This is a genomic window from Flavobacterium sp. (assembly GCF_043779715.1).
Taxonomy (GTDB): domain Bacteria; phylum Bacteroidota; class Bacteroidia; order Flavobacteriales; family Flavobacteriaceae; genus Flavobacterium.
The window spans coordinates 1-21,581 of record NZ_JAYWDT010000070.1 but is presented as its reverse complement, the minus strand read 5'-3'; the positions used below and the strand labels follow the sequence as shown (position 1 = coordinate 21,581).

General features: G+C 32.3%; 18 protein-coding genes and 1 pseudogene. 9 read left to right on the top strand and 10 right to left on the bottom strand.

Annotation, left to right across the window (positions count from 1 at the left end; translation table 11 throughout):
- Window positions 1-338, top strand: a 338-nt coding sequence (locus ACH2BG_RS03730; protein ID WP_395046375.1) for a DUF1287 domain-containing protein, incomplete at its 5' end; no start/stop codon positions are given.
- Here ACH2BG_RS03730 and murC read toward each other — a convergent pair.
- The 5 genes from murC to ACH2BG_RS03705 form a co-directional block, all read right to left on the bottom strand.
- A complete protein-coding gene (gene murC, locus ACH2BG_RS03725; RefSeq protein ID WP_395046374.1) occupies window positions 327-1,682 on the bottom strand; it encodes a UDP-N-acetylmuramate--L-alanine ligase in 1,356 nt (451 codons plus the stop codon). The two genes, ACH2BG_RS03730 and murC, sit on opposite strands and share 12 nt — an antisense overlap.
- Before the next feature lie 69 nt (window positions 1,683-1,751).
- Entirely contained in the window at window positions 1,752-2,441 is a 690-nt protein-coding gene (locus ACH2BG_RS03720; protein ID WP_395046373.1) for a tetratricopeptide repeat protein, read from the bottom strand.
- 5 nt (window positions 2,442-2,446) lie between these two features.
- The gene (locus ACH2BG_RS03715; RefSeq protein WP_395046372.1) at window positions 2,447-4,690 is read right to left on the bottom strand and encodes a hypothetical protein; all 2,244 of its coding nucleotides are present in this window, start codon (window positions 4,688-4,690) and stop codon (window positions 2,447-2,449) included.
- Window positions 4,650-5,648, bottom strand: a complete 999-nt coding sequence (locus ACH2BG_RS03710; protein ID WP_395046371.1) for a hypothetical protein — start codon at window positions 5,646-5,648, stop codon at window positions 4,650-4,652. The genes ACH2BG_RS03715 and ACH2BG_RS03710 overlap by 41 nt, the downstream gene beginning before the upstream one ends.
- A 92-nt stretch (window positions 5,649-5,740) precedes the next feature.
- Window positions 5,741-7,891 carry a S46 family peptidase gene (locus tag ACH2BG_RS03705; RefSeq protein ID WP_395046370.1) on the bottom strand — a complete coding sequence of 717 codons (2,151 nt, stop codon included), beginning with the start codon at window positions 7,889-7,891 and terminating at the stop codon, window positions 5,741-5,743.
- A gap of 151 nt (window positions 7,892-8,042) precedes the next feature.
- Between ACH2BG_RS03705 and lysM the strand changes: the two are divergent.
- Window positions 8,043-8,494 (top strand): annotated as a pseudogene (lysM, locus tag ACH2BG_RS03700) (peptidoglycan-binding protein LysM).
- 68 nt (window positions 8,495-8,562) lie between these two features.
- On the opposite strand, the gene obgE reads toward lysM, so the two are convergent.
- The 4 genes from obgE to hpt all read right to left on the bottom strand — a co-directional run bounded on the left by obgE (window position 8,563) and on the right by hpt (window position 12,334).
- A complete protein-coding gene (obgE, locus tag ACH2BG_RS03695) occupies window positions 8,563-9,570 on the bottom strand; it encodes a GTPase ObgE (RefSeq protein WP_395046369.1) in 1,008 nt (335 codons plus the stop codon).
- Between the two features lie 258 nt (window positions 9,571-9,828).
- Window positions 9,829-11,061, bottom strand: a complete 1,233-nt coding sequence (locus ACH2BG_RS03690) for a hemolysin family protein (protein ID WP_395046368.1) — start codon at window positions 11,059-11,061, stop codon at window positions 9,829-9,831.
- A 134-nt stretch (window positions 11,062-11,195) separates the two neighbouring features.
- Window positions 11,196-11,768, bottom strand: a complete 573-nt coding sequence (locus ACH2BG_RS03685; RefSeq protein WP_395046367.1) for an adenylate kinase — start codon at window positions 11,766-11,768, stop codon at window positions 11,196-11,198.
- A gap of 32 nt (window positions 11,769-11,800) precedes the next feature.
- On the bottom strand, window positions 11,801-12,334 hold the full coding sequence (gene hpt, locus ACH2BG_RS03680) for a hypoxanthine phosphoribosyltransferase (protein WP_395046366.1): 534 nt from the start codon (window positions 12,332-12,334) through the stop codon (window positions 11,801-11,803).
- Between the two features lie 74 nt (window positions 12,335-12,408).
- Between hpt and ACH2BG_RS03675 the strand changes: the two genes are divergently transcribed.
- The 5 genes from ACH2BG_RS03675 to ACH2BG_RS03655 all read left to right on the top strand — a co-directional run bounded on the left by ACH2BG_RS03675 (window position 12,409) and on the right by ACH2BG_RS03655 (window position 17,399).
- Complete coding sequence (locus tag ACH2BG_RS03675) at window positions 12,409-12,939, top strand: hypothetical protein (RefSeq protein WP_395046365.1); 531 nt, start codon at window positions 12,409-12,411, stop codon at window positions 12,937-12,939.
- 51 nt (window positions 12,940-12,990) lie between these two features.
- Window positions 12,991-14,151 (top strand): 5-(carboxyamino)imidazole ribonucleotide synthase, encoded by a 1,161-nt coding sequence (locus ACH2BG_RS03670; RefSeq protein ID WP_395046364.1) that lies wholly within the window; start codon window positions 12,991-12,993, stop codon window positions 14,149-14,151.
- 76 nt (window positions 14,152-14,227) lie between these two features.
- Complete coding sequence (gene purE, locus ACH2BG_RS03665; protein ID WP_395046363.1) at window positions 14,228-14,710, top strand: 5-(carboxyamino)imidazole ribonucleotide mutase; 483 nt, start codon at window positions 14,228-14,230, stop codon at window positions 14,708-14,710.
- A 200-nt stretch (window positions 14,711-14,910) separates the two neighbouring features.
- On the top strand, window positions 14,911-16,947 hold the full coding sequence (locus tag ACH2BG_RS03660; RefSeq protein ID WP_395046362.1) for a M3 family metallopeptidase: 2,037 nt from the start codon (window positions 14,911-14,913) through the stop codon (window positions 16,945-16,947).
- A gap of 2 nt (window positions 16,948-16,949) precedes the next feature.
- Window positions 16,950-17,399 (top strand): cell division protein, encoded by a 450-nt coding sequence (locus tag ACH2BG_RS03655; protein ID WP_395046361.1) that lies wholly within the window; start codon window positions 16,950-16,952, stop codon window positions 17,397-17,399.
- Here ACH2BG_RS03655 and ACH2BG_RS03650 read toward each other — a convergent pair.
- A complete protein-coding gene (locus ACH2BG_RS03650; protein ID WP_395046360.1) occupies window positions 17,396-18,232 on the bottom strand; it encodes a hypothetical protein in 837 nt (278 codons plus the stop codon). The genes ACH2BG_RS03655 and ACH2BG_RS03650 overlap by 4 nt on opposite strands.
- A 137-nt stretch (window positions 18,233-18,369) precedes the next feature.
- Here ACH2BG_RS03650 and gcvP point away from each other — a divergent pair, with 137 nt between their 5' ends.
- A complete protein-coding gene (gene gcvP, locus ACH2BG_RS03645) occupies window positions 18,370-21,213 on the top strand; it encodes an aminomethyl-transferring glycine dehydrogenase (protein ID WP_395046376.1) in 2,844 nt (947 codons plus the stop codon).
- A gap of 99 nt (window positions 21,214-21,312) precedes the next feature.
- A partial coding sequence (locus ACH2BG_RS03640) for a group III truncated hemoglobin (protein WP_395046359.1) occupies window positions 21,313-21,581 on the top strand: 269 nt, incomplete at its 3' end.

Genomic DNA, 21,581 nt, shown 5'->3' with positions numbered 1-21,581 from the left:
CCAATTTTTCAAAATATCTAAATTTAAAAAAATGGGGGTTAAAAAAACCCGATACCAATATTGACCACAGACGGGTACCAAATTTAGAGATTTTCTTTTCTAGAAAAGGAAAAACATTACCAATAACTCAAAACGCAAACGATTATAAAACTGGAGAAATTGTTACCTGGATGATTAATGACAAATTGCCACACATAGGGATTATTACAAATAAAAAATCATTAGACGGAAAACGTCTAATGATTGTTCATAATATTGGAAATGGTCAAGTGCTTCAAGACTGCTTATTCAGTTACAAAATTGTTGGGCATTATAAATATAAAAAATTAGCAAATTAACCCCTTAACCTCATCAAAATTTAATCCGCCGTAATTTCCTGAACTCATTAATAATAATGCAGAATTTTCTAAATTAAGATTAAATAAATAATCTTTAAAATCTTTTGGATTAGTATAGATGATTAAATCTTTTCGGTTAAATGCTTTTGCAATTTGCTCATAAGTTACCTCTTCAAGTTGTTTTATTTTTACCGCATCTGGCGAGTAGAAAACAACGGCAACATCAGCATATTCTAACGCACCTTCATACTCTTTAAGAAACTCAGCATTTAGGCTACTATAAGTATGCAATTCTAAGCAAGCAACAACATTTCTGTTAGGGTATTGTTCTTTTACCGCTTTTGTGGTGGCAGCCACTTTGCTTGGCGAATGTGCGAAATCTTTGTAAGCTACTTTTGTTTTGCTTTCGGCGATTTTCTCTAATCTTTTTGAAGCTCCTTTGAAACTAGCAATAGCTTGGTAAAAATCAGCTTCATCGACACCCATGTTTTGACAAATCCATTTGGCTCCAGCTAAATTATTGAGATTGTGTGCTCCAAAAACTTCTATTGGCATATCGCCTTCTGGTGTCTCTAACAAAGTTACTCCGTCGTTTACAGAATATTTTGGTGTATGGTACGGAATTCGTCTAATAGGATTTGTTGATGCTTCAGCAACTCGTTTTACTTCCGAATCATCTTCGTTGTAAACCAAAATTCCGCCATTGGTGATTTTTTGAATAAAAATTTCGAATTGTTCTACATAATTTTCATACGTAGGAAATACATTAATATGATCCCAAGCAATTCCTGAAATTAAGGCAATATTGGGTTGGTATAAATGAAATTTTGGCCTTCTATCCATAGGCGAAGATAAATACTCGTCGCCTTCTAAAACGATAAAATCATTTTCTTCGGTAAGATGAACCATCGTATCAAAACCTTCCAGTTGCGCACCAACCATATAGTCGACTTCAATATTATGATAATGCATTACATGCAAAATCATAGAAGTTATGGTGGTTTTTCCGTGAGAACCACCTATAACAACACGGGTTTTATTTTTAGATTGTTCGTATAAAAATTCTGGATACGAATATATTTTCAATCCTAATTCTTGTGCTTTTAGCAACTCTGGATTATCCGTTTTTGCATGCATTCCTAGAATTATCGACTCTATATCTGAAGTAATTTTCTCAGGAAACCAACCTAATTCTTTTGGCATGAGTCCTTTTTTTTCTAACCGTGATTTCGATGGTTCAAAAATCGCATCATCGCTTCCCGTAACTTGATATCCTTTATTATGCAATGCCAATGCTAAATTATGCATGGCGCTCCCGCCAATGGCGATAAAATGTGTTCGCATTTTTTTTAATTTGTTTATTCGTTGATTTGTTTAACCGATTAATCGAATTAACGATTAACCAATAACCGATTAATCCTTTTTATCGAATTCTTCTTTTAATTTTTGGGCTTTTTGTTTGTCTTTCAATTTATTCAAATATAAATCATATAGTTTATTGAAAGTAGTTTTTGAGAGACCAATTTCGCGGGCTTTCTTATAATTTTTTTCGGCATCTTGGTATCGTTTGAAATACACATCGATATAACCCTTTGCGAGATAACCATCTACTTTTGAAATAGAAACCAATTCATTGGCATACTTCTGGGATTTGGTTTCGCTTCCACCAAAAATCACTGGTAATTCGACATAAAAAATCACTAATGCCCAACGGGTTTCTATGTGCTTTGAATCTAGTTTTGAAGCTGTTAGAAATGCATTTTCTATATCATCAATCATTCCTATTGCCTTAAATTTATTGATAGATTTGGCTTTTAAGCCTAATGCTCCACCAAATTTGAACCAATAATTAGCATTTTTTGGAAACGTATTTTTCAATTTATTATAATAATAAATCGCATTATTCCATTTTTGTTCATATCCCGAAATATCCCCTAAATATTCGATAGTTTTTGAATTTGTGGGATTCTCTTTCAAATCCTTTTCAAACAACGGTTCTGCCAAAGCATACTTTCCTTGGTCGAAAAAAATTTTAGCTTTATCGAAAGATGTTTGTGACCAAATAGACGTAGAAAAAAGAATAAAAAACAGAATAGATTTCATCTTTATTATTTATTTACAAAAGTGCTAAAATAGCCACACTCATTAATCACATCTTGATAATATTTAGTTGTAGCATACTCTTTTTTAAGTTTTTTATAGCCCTCAAAAGAAATATAATCTACTTCGTATGGCTTAAACAATGGAGTATTATAAAATTCATTTCTTTCAATTTTAGTTAACAAATAAACTGCTTTTGCTTTTTGTTCATTATCTCTTGCAACTTTAAATGCGTCTTGATAATATTGCTTTGAAAATTTATTACTAAATAACATATTCTGATATAAATCATCTATATAATTACCATATTGATTGATGATTTTATTATCGTAAAATAATCTCGCATTTCCATAAAAAGACATATTATAAAACGCATTTCCTAACAAAATAGCATTACTATATTTATCATTATTACTCTTTAAATTATTTTGTATTTCGAGCATTTTCTTTAAAAAAGAAAGTTTTGAATATTTTGTTTTTTGATATGCAATGTGATCGCAATCATTACAATCCTTAATATTCCCATTAAATGGATTTCCATCTAAAATCATCTCTTTTGATTCTTTAGCTTTTTCTAATTCGACAATAGCATTTTGAAGTTGGTTATTATAAGTTAATTTAATGGCTTTATAATCATAAATATCGTTCAAATTGACATTGTATAATGACTGAGCAAATATATCCCAATCGGATTTTTTGTCCTTAAGTAAATAGTTTTGCATTTTTTCTGTTCGATCAGGATTTAGGTAAAAATCTTTTTCTCTTAAGAACAATTCTGAAAACACATCATTTCCTTGTTTTTTATATAACGAAGCTATATAATTTCGTGACCAATTTATTAAAAAATTAGTCCTTAAATAAGAACTGTCATTATTCTTTTTTTGAAAAGAGAACAACCATTTTAGACTTGGTAATATTTTATTTTCTGAGCCAACAACATCAAGTTTTTTAAGAGAAGCAACTTCGTTAAAAACTTGAAATAATTTTAATTGATCTTTGGCTAATTTTGTGTTTGGAATATCTTTTTCTGCTTGAATAAAATAATTAGATGCTACATTATTATTCCCCTTAATAACTTCAAAATAACCAGCAGCTATATTCCAAACATAGGGAGTTTTTGTATTTTTTGCTTTGGCAATTTTAGATACAACTTGATATAATTTATCGTTTAAATCTTCATTTTTAAGTGTTGTCTTAGTTCCGTAATCATAATAATTCCAATCGGAAGAATTTATTTTACTTTCGGCTAAATTAATAGCTCGAGTAAGTAAATAATCTAAATGTGCATTTTTAGGATCTAAATTATAAATCTGATTTATAGCTTCTACTTCATCAGCATAATAACCATATAATGCCCATAAAGATGCTTTCTGAGAATCTGTTTTGGCTAAATTAAGTGCTGATTTAAAATCATTATCATTTTGTGGATGAAAGCAATAAGTAGCCACTGTTCTTAATTTTGGACAATTATCAAAAACAACACTATACATAAAATTTGATCTTACATAATCTTTGTTTTTATATAAAACGCCTGCTACATAGGACAATCCTCTGTAAAACATTTCGTTTCTATCTAATTTAGCTTGAGTTTTATTAAAAAAAGTGACTGCTTCATTTCTGTTTTTAGAATAAAAGTAAGCCTTCATAGTAAGAAACCAATACCTATTTTTAAGAAATGGATCTTGAGTTAGATTATAAATATTTTCTATTTTCTTTGCTTCGGCTACTGACATAAAAATCATAGCAGTTGTACTATCTGTATTATAATCCCATGAAGTAGAATTGTTTGTGTATTCTTCTAATGATTTTGCTAAATTTATAAAGATAAAAAAGCTTTTTATTTTTTCGTTAGTCAAATCATATTTTTTATTAGCCGTTTTATTTTTACTAGAAATATTTTTCATTATTCGTCCAAGAGAAACATTTGAAGAGTCGGAAAGAATAAAATATTTGAGCTCTTTGTCTGAAATTTTGTTTCCCAAATACTGCTTCCAATCAGCAATTATAGTTTCACCAAATCTTTGCGAATGACCATCATCATAACCATCATAACCATCACCACCATAAAACATATTAACGCTGTAAAATAATTGTTCGTATGATTTATCCTGTACATAAGCTTCAGGAGCAAAACTCGAACTATATTCGAACCAATCCCAATCACCATCAGAACATAAGGAAAAAAAGGTAGTAACTACTATTAAAAAAGTACTAGAAACTAGAATTACAGGTCTTGAAAAAATGTTCGCCATTATATTTTTTTATATTATTTTCGTCTAAATCATAATAAATAATTTCTTCTGGTTTGTTTGGCATATAACTGCTCAACAAATTTACCATTTCTTTTATATCAGATTTAGCAACATATTCTAACTTAAGTTTGTCTCCTTCTTTGAAGAAAAAACCGTTAAAAAGGACATTGTTTTTAACAACTATTTTTGTTTTGTCTTCAAAATCAAAATTAACATTATTTTTAAAGCTTTCTACATCAATTTTAGACATCAAATTAACAATTTGCTTATTTCGACTGTGGATTATCCACGAAAAAATAGGTAATGCAACTTTTAGCTTTAATGGATAGTTCTTTAAAGATGGTAAGTATTTTTCTGCAATTTTTGGATCATAAATAGAATTAGAATTATCAGCCCCTAATTTTCCCATATTATAAAACATCAACACGCCATAATCTACAGATGGAATTTTTGTTTCATTAGAATATTTTATTTGATGTAAACGAATAGTTACCGAAATTATTTTATGATATTTAGATTTTAAAATATCTAAAAAGCGCATGTATTTGTCTTTACTTTCTATAGTCCAATCGCAATCTATCTGAATTTCAGAATTTTGAATTTTATTAACTTTATCTATCCGATTCGTGAGTTTTAAAATATTAGTAACTAATGCCTCAAGATTTAATTCCTTAGATAAAAAGATTTCGTTTTTTATAAAGATAACGGGTATAATTTCTTGATTTTTTATAGTGTGTAGAAAATGAATTGGAGCAACTGGAAAGGCCTCATTATTTACTAATTTAACATCAAAATAGCGGATATATAATTTCTTAACCTTATTACTATATAATGCTTCTCTTTCTAATTTTGTGAGTTTAAATTGGGTTTTCCAATAATAAAAAGAAACTAACGGAACTTTGTCTTCTTTACAAGAAAACAGCATTGTAATAAATAAAAATAGAACTATTTTTTTCATCTCTAAAATTCAAAGTAAAGATATAAAAATATCCGACTTAAGTGAATAAGCCGGATGTTTGAATTTATTTTGAGCTTAAATATATCCCTAGGTTATTTCACCAAAGTCATTTCATCTACAATATGTTTTGCTCCTGAGAAATTCTCGATTACCCAAAGTACGTAACGAATATCTACATTGATAGTTCTTTGTAATTTAGGATCGAAGATAACATCACCAGCCATAGCTTCGATATTTCCATCGAAAGCCAAACCAATTAATTCTCCTTTTCCGTTAAGTACTGGCGAACCTGAGTTACCACCTGTAATATCATTGTCAGTTAAGAAATTCACGTGAAGTGAACCATCTTTATCTGCGAAACGACCGAAATCTTTGTTTTTGTTCATTTCTAATACACGAATTGGTAAATCAAATTCTTGATCTCCTTTTTTGTATTTTTTTACTTGACCATCTAAAGTTGTATAGTTGTTTACTTTTGCATCATTACGTTTGTCAGCTGGTAACGAACGTACTTTTCCGTAAGTTAAACGCAATGTTGAGTTTGCATCTGGATATTTGATAGCGCCAATTTTTGACTCACGCAATCCTTCAACCAATAAACGGAATGAAGAACCGTAATCGTTTTGTGCTTTTGCAATGGCATCAGATTTTGATGTAAAATGTGTTAACATATCATTAGAAAGCATGTACAATGGATCGTTTGCTAATACTTCAGCAGTTGGCAATTCTAAGAAAGCTTTAATTCTTTCTTTTGAGGTAAAAATACTAGCATCGAAAGTTCCATTTACATATTTAGTAAAGTCGTTGTTACTTTCTTTTCCAATTTTTTCTACCATTGGAGCAATCGCATAACCTGTAGATTTTGTAGCATACAATTTTAATTGTGCTGTCATAATATCTTTTTCAGCTGGAAGATGCAATTCTTTGAACATTTCTTCAGCCATTCCAGAAATCGTTGGTGCTAGTTGTGCACGTTTTGTAGCATCAGCTTTCACATAATTGTCTAATTGCTTTCCTAAAGTTCTTCCAACAGTTGCAAAAGCACTAGTTCTGAATAATTGAGTTAAATAATTATCATGACGCGCTTTTTCATTCGTTAAAGCGTAGAATTTATTGATTGTTGAAACCACATTCCCGTACTTAACTTTGTTAGCCGGTAAATTAGCCCATTTATTAAATTTAGCTTCTTGAGTCGCTTTAGATTTTGATGTGCCAAACTTAGTCAGCGCATCAATCATACCTTGACGGTTTTTCCAGTAGTTCGCAACACCTGCATATTTTGAAGCATATACTAAATTCAAAGCATCACTTTGATCCATATATTTTTTCATATTGTCCATTCCTGTTTTAGATCCTTCAACCCAAGCAGGATAAGCATACTTTACGTTTTGCTCGATTCCACCAGCTGGCATCCAACGATTGGTACGACCTGGATAACCTAAAATCATAGCGAAATCATTTTCTTTTACTCCACCTAAATTAACTGGTAAGTAATGTTTTGGTTGTAACGGAACGTTGTTCTCAGCATAATCTGCTGGGTTTCCGTTAGCATCTCCATAAATACGGAACATAGAAAAATCGGCGGTGTGACGTGGCCATTCCCAGTTGTCAGTATCTCCACCAAATTTCCCTAAACTTTCAGGAGGTGTACCTACTAAACGAACGTCTTTGTAATCTTGGTAAACGAAATAGTAATATTCATTTCCTTGAAAGAAAGGACGAACAGAAACAGTATATTTTCCACCTTCGTTATTTTCTTTTTCGATTAAAGCAATTTCTTTATTAATAGCTGCTTCACGTTCCAACTCAGTCATTGAAGGATTCACTTTTGCTAAAATACGTTTAGAACAATCGTCCATACGAACGAAGAAACGCACAAATAAACTTGATGGTTTTATTTCTGCTTTTCTATTTTCTGCCCAGAACCCATCTTTTAGAAGATTTTTTTCAGCGGTAGAAAGCTCAGCGATTGCATCGTAACCACAGTGGTGGTTTGTTAATACTAATCCGTCTTTTGAAATTACTTCGGCAGTACAACCACCATTAAATTGAACGATAGCGTCTTTTAAACTATGGTGATTGATACTGTAAATTTCTTCAGCAGTTAATTGCAATCCCATTTTTTGCATATCACGGTGATTTAAACGTTCGATGAACATTAAAAACCACATTCCTTCGTCAGCTTTCACACTTGTAGGAATAAGCATAATCGAAACGATTAAGGATAAAATAAGTTTTTTCATAATTGATAATTTTTGTAGTGCGAATATAATTTATTTTTGAAAAATCTGAAAAGAATACTGTAAGTAATAATAGTTTGTTAAGACAATTTTAACTTAATGTAAAAAGAATGATTTATTAAATTTGAAAGTATAACAATTAAAAAAATTAATTATGGGATTATTTTCGCTTATTAAAAGTGCTGGGGAAAAAATATTTGACGTAAAAGAAGAAGCTGCACCAGCTGAGGAAAAATCACAATTGAAAGCTACCGCTTTATTAGCTCATATCCAAGCTTTAGGTTTAGCTTTCAAAACATTAAAAGTTTCAGTGATGGCCGATGATTCTGTAGCTGTAAGTGGCGAAGTTGAGCAACAAGCAGATTCAGAAAAAATTGTTTTGGCTTTAGGAAATGTTGATGGTGTTGAAACTGTTGACAACCAAATGATTGTTGCAGTTCCTGCTCCAGAGGCTAGATATCACACTGTTGTACGGGCGATTGGTTATCTAAAACATATTATGGTGACGCTACTAAATATGATGTCATTTTTGAAGCTAACAAACCTATGTTACAAGATCCAGACGAGATTTATCCCGGTCAGGTTTTAAGAATTCCTAATTTGTAAAAATTAGTTTTTCAGTATAAAAAAGGCTTCAAATAAATTTGAAGCCTTTTTTTATGTGTTTATTTTATTTAAACTTCTACATTTAACATTGCCCATAATTTATCTTTCAACTCTACTAGCCCTTGTTGTGCTACTGATGAGATAAATAAATAAGGAATTCCTTTAAAATCTTTATCCAATTGTTTTTTCATTTCTGCTTGTAATTCTGCATCGAGCATATCACATTTAGAAACAACAATTAGTCTGTCTTTGTTTAGCATTTCTGGGTTATAACGACGCAATTCGTCTAGTAGAATATCATACTCTTTTTTAATATCATCGGCATCAGCTGGAACGAGGAATAACAATGTCGAGTTGCGCTCTATGTGACGCAAAAAATAATGACCTAATCCTTTTCCTTCGGCAGCGCCTTCTATAATTCCAGGAATATCGGCTATTACAAATGATTGATAATCACGATAAGCTACAATTCCTAAATTTGGTTTTAGCGTTGTAAACGGGTAATCGGCAATTTTTGGTTTTGCAGAAGTTAATACAGACAATAATGTCGATTTTCCTGCATTAGGAAATCCTACTAAACCTACATCGGCCAAAACTTTTAATTCTAATACAATATCAGCTTCTTGAGCTGGCAATCCTGGCTGAGAGTATCTTGGCGTTTGATTAGTCGAACTACGAAAATGCCAGTTTCCTAAACCTCCTTTTCCGCCTTCGGCGATGATTCTTTTTTCTCCGTGCTCAGTAATTTCGAATAGAATTTCGTTGGTTTCTTTGTCACGAACCACGGTTCCCAATGGCACTTCGATATACTTATCTTCGCCATCGCTTCCTGTGCTTCGTGAGCTTCCGCCATCTCCACCGTGACCCGCTTTTACGTGTCGTGCAAATTTAAGGTGAAACAAAGTCCATAGTCCTTTTTCTCCAACTAAATATACGTGTCCACCGCGACCTCCGTCACCACCATCTGGCCCGCCTTTTTCGATAAATTTTTCTCTATGTAAGTGCGTAGATCCTTTTCCTCCTTTTCCGGATGAAACATATATTTTTGTGTAGTCTACGAAATTTCCCTCAGTCATTTTATTTTAGATTTCAGATTTTAGCCTTTTGATTTTAGATTACTAAAATTTTGACTAAAAACTATTTTTCAAGTATGCGAATAATTGGCATTTTAACCCCGATTACTTCACTTATTTCCTATTTTCATTGGAGTTCAGTGAACTTCGTTTGAAGCGAAAATCCTTTGCTTTTTTTCTTTAGAAAAGCAAAGATTAAAGCGGAAAGCGGGAATATGGTTTGCTAAAAAAGCCCGAACTATTCGTTCTTGATGGTTATTATTATTTTTTTTCTGCTAATGAGCTTACCAAAACTTTATCGATTTTTACGCCATCCATATCGATTACTTCGAGTTGCATTTTGTTCCAGATTAGTTTTTCCCCTACTTTCGGAATGTACGACAACTCGGTCATTATCAACCCACTAACCGTAGTCACGTCATAATCATTTATGAGATCGTCCATATCGAAATAGGTCAAGAAATCATGTAGTGAATAATGTCCGTCTACGAGCCAAGTACCGTCTTCACGGGCATTTAGCTGAAATTCTTCTTCGTAAAAATCGGCAGCATCTCCTACCAATGCTTCCAGAATATCGTTTAGAGTGATTATTCCTTGTATCATTCCGTGCTCATCGGTCACTAAGGCATAATGCACTTTAGATTTTTTGAATATTTCTAAGGCTTTGTATGCTGATGTGTGTTCGATAAAATAGACTGGCTCTTTTGTAATGGCTCGCAAATCGAAATTTCCTTTTTCGAAACTGGCAAACAAATCTTTTAAAAACACAATCCCTACAACTTCATCGAGATTGTCCTCGCAAACTGGATAAACAGAATGTAATTCGTTAAGCATTTTTGCTTTTAATGAATTAATATCGTCATCTTCGATTGATAGGTAAACTAATGAGTTCCTGTGTGTCATTAACGAGTTTACTTTCCTGTCGCCAATGTGAAAAACACGTTCTACTATGTCTTGTTCTATTTCTTGAACTTCTCCGCCTTCGGTTCCTTCTTTGATAATCGCTTTTATTTCTTCTTCAGTTACTTTTCCGTCGGCCGTTGGTTTTATTTTGAGAATATCTAAAATAAAATCGGTTGTGGTAGTTAGCAACCAGATAAACGGCGCGGTTATTACTGAAACAATTTTCATAGGAACTGCAACTGCTTTTGCAATGGCTTCTGGGTGATTCAATCCGATTCTTTTAGGCAATAATTCACCTAAAACTAAGGAGAAAAACGTTAGAATAACCACTACAATTCCTACTGATAAATTATGCGAATAGGGCTGCAAAACTGTAAATTCTTCTAGAAATAATCTAACATCGGTTGTTATTTTGTCGCCAGAATATATACCGGTAAGAATTCCTATCAAGGTAATTCCTATTTGCACTGTCGACAGAAATTTATTTGGCGAATTGGCTAAATCTAAAGCTGTTTTTGCACTGGTATTTCCTTTTTTTGCCGCCGATTCTAGTCGGTTTTTACGAGCGGAAATCAATGCTATTTCTGACATTGAGAACACTCCGTTTAAAAGAATTAAAAAGAAAATGATAAGTATTTCCACTTTTTGTTGATTTGGTTATTCGTTTATTTATCTATTCGGGATAACGAAACCGTTTTGTTATTATTTTTTTCTTGTTTGCTAAATTACAAATTATCAATGACTTTACTAAGTCGTTCGGTAATTTCTTGAATTGTCCCAATCCCATTTACAGCGTAAAACTTGTCTTGATTTTTATAATAATTCATCAATGGTGCTGTTTTCTCGTTGTATTCTTGGTAACGATTTCTTATTTTTTCTTCGTCTTGATCATCAATTCTTCCAGAGGTTTTGCCTCTTTCTAATAAACGTTGGACTAATATTTCATCATCAGCTTCTAATGCAATTGTAGCCGTAATCTCTTGATTTTTCGATGATAAAAATACATCTAAAGCGCTTGCTTGTGCTAATGTTCTTGGAAATCCATCAAACAAAAATCCTTTTGAATGCTGGTTTTTATCCACCTCAGACTCTAACATCTTGATAGTCAATTCGTCTGGAACTAAATCTCCTTTATCCATAAAAGTTTTAGCTAATTTCCCTAATTCAGTTTCGTTTTTTATATTAAATCTAAAAATATCTCCTGTAGAAAGATGTGTTAGACTGTATTTTTCTTTTAAAAATTCTGCCTGAGTACCTTTTCCAGCTCCTGGCTTACCGAACAAAACAATGTTAATCATTTTAAAAAATTGTGTAGTTATGTTGTATTTATTTATTCCTTTAATTGATATACTTCTGGCAAATTTCTGCCCAACCCATCATAATCTAATCCGAAGCCAACGATAAACTTATTAGGAATTCTAATACCTATATAATCTAGTTTAATGTCTTTTTTGTACGCTTCTGGCTTAAAAAAAAGTGTTGCAATTTTGAAATGTTTTACGCCTTTATTTTTGAATAAAATTTTCAACTCTTCAACCGTATTTCCAGTATCTACAATATCTTCGATAACAATTACTGTTCTTCCTGACAAATCTTGATTAATTCCTATAAGTTGTTTTACTTCGTTTGTTGAAGCTGTTCCTTCATAAGAAGCCATCTTAATAAAACTTACTTCGCAAGGTGATTTGTAATGTTTCATGAAATCTGAAACCACCATAAATGCACCGTTTAAAACACCTACAAAAACTGGAGTTTCGTCAGCAAAATCAGCTTCTACTTGAGCTGCCATGGTTGCAATTGCAAAATCTATTTCTTGTGCCGAAATAAAAGGAACAAAATGTTTGTCGTGTAATTTAATTTCCATAGTTATTTTTATAGAATAATTCGCAAAGATAACAAATTAGCGTTCATTTAGAAGATTTTATTTATTTTTGAAGTATGAATTTAGAATTGCTTCAAAGAATCGAAAATAGCACTGCTCATAGAAAAAGTCGAGAAGACAATGCGCAATATATTTTAAATAATCCCGAGCTGTTTTCGGAGTTACTAAAATTCGCTTTTAACACAAGTAATAAAAACTACTATAAATCGTGCTGGATTTTAGAATTGGTATTACAAGAAAAAATTCATTTACTAACTCCTTTTCTAGATGCATTTTGCAATAAAATTTCGAAATATACTAATGAAAGTGCGCTACGTTCAATTTCTAAAATCTGTATGTTCCTTGCCAAACACATGATATTGACTAAAGATCAAGAACAAAAAATCATTGAATCTTGTTTTGATTGGCTCATTCTTGAAAATGTAAAAGTAGCAACCAAGGCATACTCGATTAGAGCATTATTTCAATTAGGCAGAAATAATAAGTGGGTTTATCTTGAATTGAAACGGATTCTTTCTGAGGATTACACAAAATATTCCGCCGCTTACAAAGCCGTTGCGAGGGAAATTTTAAAGAAATTAGAATAGATTTTTCTCTATTAAACCTTTATAAAGTATCTTTGCTCAAACACAACTACAATGAATTATTTTTCTTCTGATTTTAAATTAGGAATTCTCGGCGGCGGACAATTAGGCAAAATGCTATTGACCGAAACCCGAAAATTCGACATTCAAACTTACATACTTGACCCAAGTGATGAAGCACCATGCAAAATAGCTTGCAATCATTTTTCTCAAGGAAGTTTGATGGATTTTGAAACTGTTTATAATTTCGGAAAACAAGTTGATGTTTTAACTTTCGAAATAGAACTCGTCAATCTCGAAGCTTTAGAGAAATTAGAAAACGAAGGCAAAAAAGTATATCCATCGCCAAAAACTTTAAAACTGATTCAAAACAAAGGAATTCAGAAAGAATTTTATATTCAAAATAATATTCCGACTGCTCCTTTTCAAAAATTTGAAAGTCTCGAAAATCTAAAATCCAAAATCCAAAATCTAAAATTACCATTTATATGGAAATGCACCGAATTTGGTTATGACGGAACTGGCGTAAAAGTCATTAGGACAACTTCAGATTTAGAAAACTTACCTAACGTAGAATGCATTGCGGAAGAAATGATTGCTTTCAAAAATGAATTGGCAGTAATTATTGTTCGAAATGTTTCGGGCGAAGTAAAAACCTATCCTGTTGTCGAAATGGAATTTCATCCAGAAGCCAATCAAGTAGAATATGTCATTTGTCCAGCAAGAATTGATGATAAAATTGCCAAAAAAGCACAAGAAATTGCTTTACAAGTTTCCGAAAAATTCAATCACGTTGGATTATTAGCTGTAGAAATGTTTCAAACACAAAACGACGACATATTAGTAAACGAAGTTGCACCAAGACCACACAATTCAGGACATCACACGATAGAAGCAAGTTATACTTCACAATTTGAAAATCATTTGCGAGCCATTTTAAATCTTCCTTTAGGAAATTGTGATAGTAAAGTTGCCGGAATTATGGTAAATTTGGTTGGTGCGGAAAATTTTTCTGGACCAGTAGTTTACGAGAACATAGAAAAAATAATGGCAATTGGAGGAGTAACACCACACATTTATGGCAAAAAGGAAACGCGTCCGTTTAGAAAAATGGGACATGTTACGATTGTAAATAAAGACATGACCGAAGCCAGAAATATTGCAGAAAAAGTAAAGAATAGTATTAGAGTGATTAGTACAAAATTGAATAATTAAAAGATTTAATGATTGAAAGATTTTTAGCAAACAGAAATTTTCAATCTTTAAATTTTTCAATCTTTAAATAAACAAAATGAAAGTAGCAATAATAATGGGAAGCATCTCCGACATGCCCATAATGCAAGAAGCCATCGACATCTTAAAAGGATTTGACATCGAAACCGAAGTCGATATTGTTTCGGCACACAGAACACCAGAAAAATTATTCGATTTTAGCAAAAATGCGCATACTCGTGGCATTTCTGTAATTATTGCAGGAGCTGGTGGCGCGGCACATTTACCAGGAATGGTAGCTTCTTTGTCGCCTTTGCCAGTCATTGGCGTTCCTGTAAAATCTAGTAATTCTATCGATGGCTGGGATTCCGTTTTGTCCATTTTGCAAATGCCGGGTGGCGTTCCTGTGGCAACTGTCGCTTTAAACGGAGCCAAAAATGCTGGAATTCTCGCCGCTCAAATCATTGGTTCTTCAGACAAATTGGTTTTAAACAAAATTATTTCCTATAAAGAAAGTTTGAAAGAAGCAGTTATTAAAGCCTCAGAAAATATACAAAAATAAAAAGCGCCAGTGGTATTTGTATTGACGCTTTTTGGATAGATAACAATATCAATTGGTTAAATTAATATCAATAAAAATTTAGTTTTTCTTAATTAAGTAAAGTTAATAACCATAAAACAATAATAAGTATGGTTTTTCCGTAAAAAATCATAAATTTTCACTTTATTTTACTAGAGAAATAAAAACATTCCATTTCAAAAATGAAAAACACAAATATATTGACGCAATCTTTTGCTACAAAATACGATACTGCTCCATTTTCTCAAATAAAACTAGAAGATTACAAACCTTCTTTTATCGAAAATATAGCAACTGCAAAAGCAGAAATCGACGCCCTAATAAACAATCCTGAAACACCAACTTTCGAAAACACAATCGAGGCATTGGATTTTTCAGGAAATGCTTTAGATAGATTATCGTCTATTTTTTTCAACCTAAATTCGGCAGAAACTAGCGAAGAAATGCAGGAAATTGCACAAGAAATTACGCCATTATTAACCGAATTTAGTAACGATATTACATTAAACGAAGATTTATTTAAAAGAATAAAAACAGTTTACGAACAAAAAGATAATTTAAACCTATCAACAGAACAAGCGACTTTATTAGACAAAAAATTTAAGAGTTTTTCTAGAAATGGTGCTTTATTATCAGAAGAAAAAAAATCTAAACTTCGTGAAATTGACACAGAATTAGCAAAACTAAAGCTGACTTACGGCGAAAATGTTTTGGCAGAAACCAACAATTATCAATTGCATATTACAAACGAAAATGATTTAAAAGGTTTGCCTGAAGGAACAATTGAAGCTGCAAAAGCATTGGCAAAAAACAAAAATTTAGAAGGCTACATTTTCACACTCGATATGCCAAGTTATTTACCGTTTGTAACTTATGCTGAAAATCGGGAATTAAGAAAAGAAATTTCTATCGCTGCAGGAAAAAAAGCATTTCAAGGAAACGAATTCGACAATCAGGAAATCACTCTAAAAATCGCAAAATTACGTTTCGAAAGAGCTAATTTATTAGGATATGAAACACATTCGCACTTTGTTCTCGAAGAACGAATGGCGCAAAATCCTAACAAAGTAAAATCGTTCCTGAATGATTTATTGATTAAAGCAAAACCTGCCGCCGAAAGAGAATTTGTTGAATTAACCGCTTTCACAAAAGATTTAGACGGAATAGATAATCTAGAAAAATGGGACGGTCCTTATTATTCAGAAAAATTGAAACAAAAATTATTCAATTTAGATGACGAAAAACTAAAACCTTATTTTCAATTAGAAAACGTTTTAAATGGCGCTTTTGCCATTGCAGAAAAATTATACGGATTAACATTTACCGAAATTTTTGATATCGATAAATACCACGAAGAAGTGACAACTTACGAAGTTAAAGACGAATTTAATGAACTGGTTGCTATTTTTTATGCCGATTTTTTTCCAAGAAAAGGAAAACGAAATGGTGCTTGGATGACAAGTTTCAAATCTCAATATATAAAGGACGGAAAAAACGAGCGACCACATATTTCTAACGTTTGTAATTTCACACCACCAACAAATAGCAAACCATCTTTATTAACATTTAACGAAGTAACCACATTATTTCACGAATTTGGTCACGGATTACACGGAATGTTAGCCAATACAGTTTATCCGAGTTTGTCTGGAACATCAGTTTATTGGGATTTTGTAGAATTGCCAAGTCAAGTTATGGAAAACTGGTGTTACGAACCCGAAGCTTTGGCAATTTTCGCCAAACACTATCAAACTGGAGAAATCATTCCACAAGAATTTGTTGAGAAAATCAAAGAAAGTGCGAGTTTTCAGGAAGGGATGGCAACGTTACGCCAATTGAGTTTTGGATTATTGGATATGGCCTTTCACAGTAACAATCCAACCGAAATTACCAATGTAAAAGCTTTTGAAAAAGAAGCATTTGAAGGCACAACATTATATCCAGATGTTGCCGAAAATTGTATGTCGGTTTCATTTTCACATATTTTTGCTGGTGGATATTCTTCTGGATATTACAGTTATAAATGGGCAGAAGTTCTCGATGCCGATGCGTTCGCGTATTTCCAAGAAAAAGGAATTTTTAATAAAGAGGTAGCAACAAAATTCAAAGACAATGTACTTTCTAAAGGCGGAACCGAATTACCAATGGAATTGTACAAACGTTTTCGTGGTCAAGAACCTAAGCCTGATGCTTTGTTGAAACGTGCAGGATTGATATAAAAATGACAATAATAAACCTAACAACTAAAGTAAACGCACCAATTCAGAAAGTTTTTGATATTAATAGAGATATTGATGTTCATCAAAAATCGGCAAGTAAAACCAATGAAGTAGTTATTGCTGGCGTAACTTCGGGATTAATAAATCTTAATGAAAGTGTGACTTGGCGTGGGAAGCACTTCGGAATTTATCTCACACATAAAAGCAGAATGACGGCGATGAATTTCTATGATTATTTTGTTGACGAAATGGAAGAAGGCAAATTCAAATCATTCAGACACGAACATTTCTTTGAAGAGCAAAACGGAATTACCACCATGACCGATAAGTTATGTTACGAAACTCCGTTTGGTTTTTTGGGAAAATTATTCGATAATTTATTCTTAAAAAAATATTTAACTCAGTTTTTATTGGAAAGAAATCAAGTTTTAAAAGAATTGTCTGAAAATTAAATTTGCATAAAACAAACCAAAATCCACAAAACTATTGGAATACTTTCTACCCAAAATGAAGTATAATATTTGGGACGTTTTTCATTAGCAAAAAACATAAAAATTGCAATAATAAATGCTATAATCGATTGTAATGACAATGAGAAAAAATGAATACTGAGATTGTCATTTCCATCAATATTGAAAATTTCTAATCCACAAAAAATCAGCAATAAAACATAACCTAAATATTTCGTTCGCTTCACTCCTATTTGCTGAGGAACAGTTTTCAAATGCGGATCGTCGTATTTCAAATCGATGATTTCGAAAATTAAAACCAAGACAAAAACTAAAATAAAACGTTGTATACATTTGAGATAAAAATCGGAGCTAATTGCAATCTCAGCATTTAAAATTGGTAAGACCAACGTCACGCCAACCCAACTTAAAGCCACTATATAAATCTTGACACCAGCCCAGTTTCTGGCATTTTTTCTGTTAGGAAAAAACGGAAGCGTGTATAATAATGTAAGCCCTAAAAAAGCAACTGCAATAATTTGTGTATGCATTTGCAATTGAAAAAAACAAATCCCAACAGCAATTAATGACAAAAAACTTAAAAAAGTGATTGCTTTTAGTTCATTTCGCATTTGTAGTTTTTTGGCTCTAGCCAAAGCGTCATACTTTACAAAATTATAACCTACAATGGTTCCGAAAAAAGCAAAATAAACCATTGCGTCATCATCGAAAATATGAAACATATATTGCGTCATCCGCACCAACGCATAAACCGATAAAGCCACGTGAATACTACTTTTTATATAAAAATCGAATATCTGTTTGAGAATCTTCATTAAACAAAATTAGTCAAACTGTTAATAAGATTCTTATTTAGTTGAAAAATCGATAAAAATTGAACTTTAAAACAGCATTTATTAGCAGATTAATATTTATTTTTGCAATCAAAATTACACAACACATTTCTACCTATATGAAAACAGATGCTTTTGCTTTAAGACACATTGGAACTGGTGAAAACGACCTAAGTCACATGTTAAAAACTATTGGAGTTGAATCAGTAGATCAATTACTTTACGAAACATTTCCTGATGGAATTCGTTTAAAAAATGAATTGAATTTAGAGGAACCTATGTCGGAATACGAATACTTAAATCATATTCAAGAATTAGGCAAAAAAAATAAAGTTTTCAAATCATATATTGGTTTAGGTTATCATCCTGCAATTGTACCAGCAGTTATTCAAAGAAATGTTTTTGAAAACCCAGGTTGGTATACGGCTTATACGCCTTATCAAGCAGAAATTGCTCAAGGTCGTTTAGAAGCGATTTTAAATTACCAAACTACAGTTATAGAATTAACTGGAATGGAAATTGCAAATGCATCTTTATTAGACGAATCTACAGCAGCTGCAGAAGCAATGGCATTATTATTTGATGTTCGTTCTCGTGATCAAAAGAAAAACAACGTAATGAAGTTTTTTGTTTCAGAAGAAATTTTACCACAAACACTTTCAGTTTTACAAACTCGTTCTACTCCACTTAACATTGAATTAGTTGTAGGTAATCATGAAACTTTCGATTTTTCTAAAGAATTTTTTGGAGCTATTCTTCAATATCCAGGAAAATATGGTCAAGTAACCGACTATACTTCATTTATTGCAAAAGCTGCCGAAAACGAAATTAAAGTAGCCGTTGCTGCTGATATTTTATCTTTAGTAAAATTAAAATCTCCAGGTGAAATGGGTGCTGCAGTTGTTGTTGGTACTACGCAACGTTTTGGTATTCCAATGGGTTACGGTGGACCACACGCGGCTTTCTTCGCAACAAAAGACGAATACAAACGTTCGATGCCAGGTAGAATTATTGGAGTTTCAATTGATGTAAACGGAAATCGTGCCTTACGTATGGCATTAGGTACTCGTGAACAACATATTAAACGTGAAAAAGCGACTTCAAACATCTGTACAGCTCAGGTTTTATTAGCAGTTATGGCTGGAATGTATGCCGTATATCACGGACCAAAAGGTTTACAATATATTGCTGATAAAGTTCACGATTCTGCAAACACAACTGCTGAAGAATTGAACAAATTAGGTGTTTACCAAACAAATACTTCATTTTTCGATACGATTTTAGTAAAAGCTGATGCAGCTAAAGTAAAAGCGATTGCGGAAAGAAATGAAGTCAATTTCTATTATGTAGATACTGATACGATTTCGATTTCATTCAACGAAACGACTTCAATTGCTGACATCAACCAAATTATTGGAATTTTTGCAGAAGCAACTGGAAAACAATTTACACCCATAAAAATACTTTTACCTTCTGGAAGAATTACTGATAGTTTAGAAAGAACATCAACTTTCTTACAACATGATGTTTTCAACAATCATCATTCTGAAAGTCAATTGATGCGTTATATCAAAAAATTAGAGCGCAAAGATTTATCGTTAAATCACTCGATGATTTCTTTAGGTTCTTGTACTATGAAATTAAATGCTGCTGCCGAAATGTTGCCTTTATCTATGGCGAATTGGAACAACATGCACCCTTTTGCTCCTATCGAACAAGCAGAAGGTTATATTACAATGCTAAAAAAATTAGAACAACAATTAAATGTAGTTACTGGTTTCCAAGGCACAACTTTACAACCAAATTCTGGTGCGCAAGGAGAATATGCCGGATTAATGGCAATTCGTGCGTATCATTTATCTCGTGGAGATGATCACAGAACAGTTTGTTTAATTCCTTCATCTGCACACGGAACCAATCCGGCTTCTGCAGCTATGGCTGGAATGGACATTATCGTAACAAAAACAACTCCAGAAGGAAATATTGATGTCGAAGATTTAAGAGAAAAAGCTATTTTACATAAAGATAACTTATCTGCTTTAATGGTAACTTATCCTTCAACTCACGGTGTTTACGAATCGTCAATTATTGAAATTACAAAATTAATTCACGAAAATGGTGGATTAGTTTATATGGATGGTGCGAATATGAATGCTCAAGTAGGTTTAACAAATCCCGCAACAATTGGCGCAGATGTTTGTCACTTAAATTTACACAAAACGTTCGCTATTCCTCATGGTGGTGGTGGACCAGGTGTTGGACCAATTTGTGTGAACGATAAATTAGTTCCATTTTTACCAACAAATCCAATAATTAAAGTAGGTGGAGATCAAGCGATTACTGCAATTTCATCTGCTCCTTATGGTTCAGCTTTAGTTTGTTTAATTTCTTACGGTTACATTTGTATGTTAGGTGCTGAAGGCTTAACTAATGCGACTAAACATGCGATTTTAAATGCAAATTATATGAAAGCGCGTTTAGAAGAACATTATCCAATTTTATATTCTGGAGAAATGGGACGTGCTGCTCACGAAATGATTTTAGATTGTCGTTCTTTTGAAGACAACGGAATTAAAGTAACTGATATTGCAAAACGTTTGATGGATTATGGTTTCCACGCTCCAACAGTTTCTTTCCCTGTTGCTGGAACATTAATGGTTGAACCAACAGAATCAGAAGATTTACCAGAATTAGATCGTTTCTGTGAGGCGATGATTTCAATTCGTAAAGAAATTGCTGCTTCAACTAAAGACGATACTCAAAATATTTTGAAAAACGCACCACATACTTTAGCAATGGTTACTGCTGATGAATGGGTTTTCCCGTACACAAGAGAAAACGCAGCTTATCCATTAGAGTACATTGCTGAAAACAAATTCTGGCCAACCGTTCGTCGTGTAGATGAAGCTTATGGCGATAGAAATTTAGTTTGTAGTTGTGCTCCAATTGAAGCTTATATGTAATTAATTAGTCATAAAGTTTGTAAAGTCGAATGTCATAAAGTCCTAAAAAAACACTTTGACATTCGACTTTTGACTTTAAGACATTATGACTAAATAAAAATGAACGACATTCAAAACCAAGAAGATTTATATTTACTCGTTGATGAGTTTTACAAAAAACTACTTTCGGACGATTCGATAAGTTATATTTTTACTGATGTTGTGAAAATAAAAATCGAAGAACATTTGCCTATTTTAGTAACTTTTTGGTCGCAAGCCATTTTAGGAACTGGCGGTTATACAAAAAACTTGACCCAAATACATTTGGATATTGATAAAAAAGAACATTTAACTCCAGAATTATTCAAAATTTGGCTATCTCATTTTTG

Coding starts and splice junctions, on each gene's coding strand:
- murC (WP_395046374.1), bottom strand. CDS start 1,682: ATGCGAACACATTTTATCGCCATTGGCGGGAGCGCCATGCATAATTTA.
- ACH2BG_RS03720 (WP_395046373.1), bottom strand. CDS start 2,441: ATGAAATCTATTCTGTTTTTTATTCTTTTTTCTACGTCTATTTGGTCA.
- ACH2BG_RS03715 (WP_395046372.1), bottom strand. CDS start 4,690: ATGGCGAACATTTTTTCAAGACCTGTAATTCTAGTTTCTAGTACTTTT.
- ACH2BG_RS03710 (WP_395046371.1), bottom strand. CDS start 5,648: ATGAAAAAAATAGTTCTATTTTTATTTATTACAATGCTGTTTTCTTGT.
- ACH2BG_RS03705 (WP_395046370.1), bottom strand. CDS start 7,891: ATGAAAAAACTTATTTTATCCTTAATCGTTTCGATTATGCTTATTCCT.
- obgE (WP_395046369.1), bottom strand. CDS start 9,570: ATGACTGAGGGAAATTTCGTAGACTACACAAAAATATATGTTTCATCC.
- ACH2BG_RS03690 (WP_395046368.1), bottom strand. CDS start 11,061: ATGTCAGAAATAGCATTGATTTCCGCTCGTAAAAACCGACTAGAATCG.
- ACH2BG_RS03685 (WP_395046367.1), bottom strand. CDS start 11,768: ATGATTAACATTGTTTTGTTCGGTAAGCCAGGAGCTGGAAAAGGTACT.
- hpt (WP_395046366.1), bottom strand. CDS start 12,334: ATGGAAATTAAATTACACGACAAACATTTTGTTCCTTTTATTTCGGCA.
- ACH2BG_RS03675 (WP_395046365.1), top strand. CDS start 12,409: ATGAATTTAGAATTGCTTCAAAGAATCGAAAATAGCACTGCTCATAGA.
- ACH2BG_RS03670 (WP_395046364.1), top strand. CDS start 12,991: ATGAATTATTTTTCTTCTGATTTTAAATTAGGAATTCTCGGCGGCGGA.
- purE (WP_395046363.1), top strand. CDS start 14,228: ATGAAAGTAGCAATAATAATGGGAAGCATCTCCGACATGCCCATAATG.
- ACH2BG_RS03660 (WP_395046362.1), top strand. CDS start 14,911: ATGAAAAACACAAATATATTGACGCAATCTTTTGCTACAAAATACGAT.
- ACH2BG_RS03655 (WP_395046361.1), top strand. CDS start 16,950: ATGACAATAATAAACCTAACAACTAAAGTAAACGCACCAATTCAGAAA.
- ACH2BG_RS03650 (WP_395046360.1), bottom strand. CDS start 18,232: ATGAAGATTCTCAAACAGATATTCGATTTTTATATAAAAAGTAGTATT.
- gcvP (WP_395046376.1), top strand. CDS start 18,370: ATGAAAACAGATGCTTTTGCTTTAAGACACATTGGAACTGGTGAAAAC.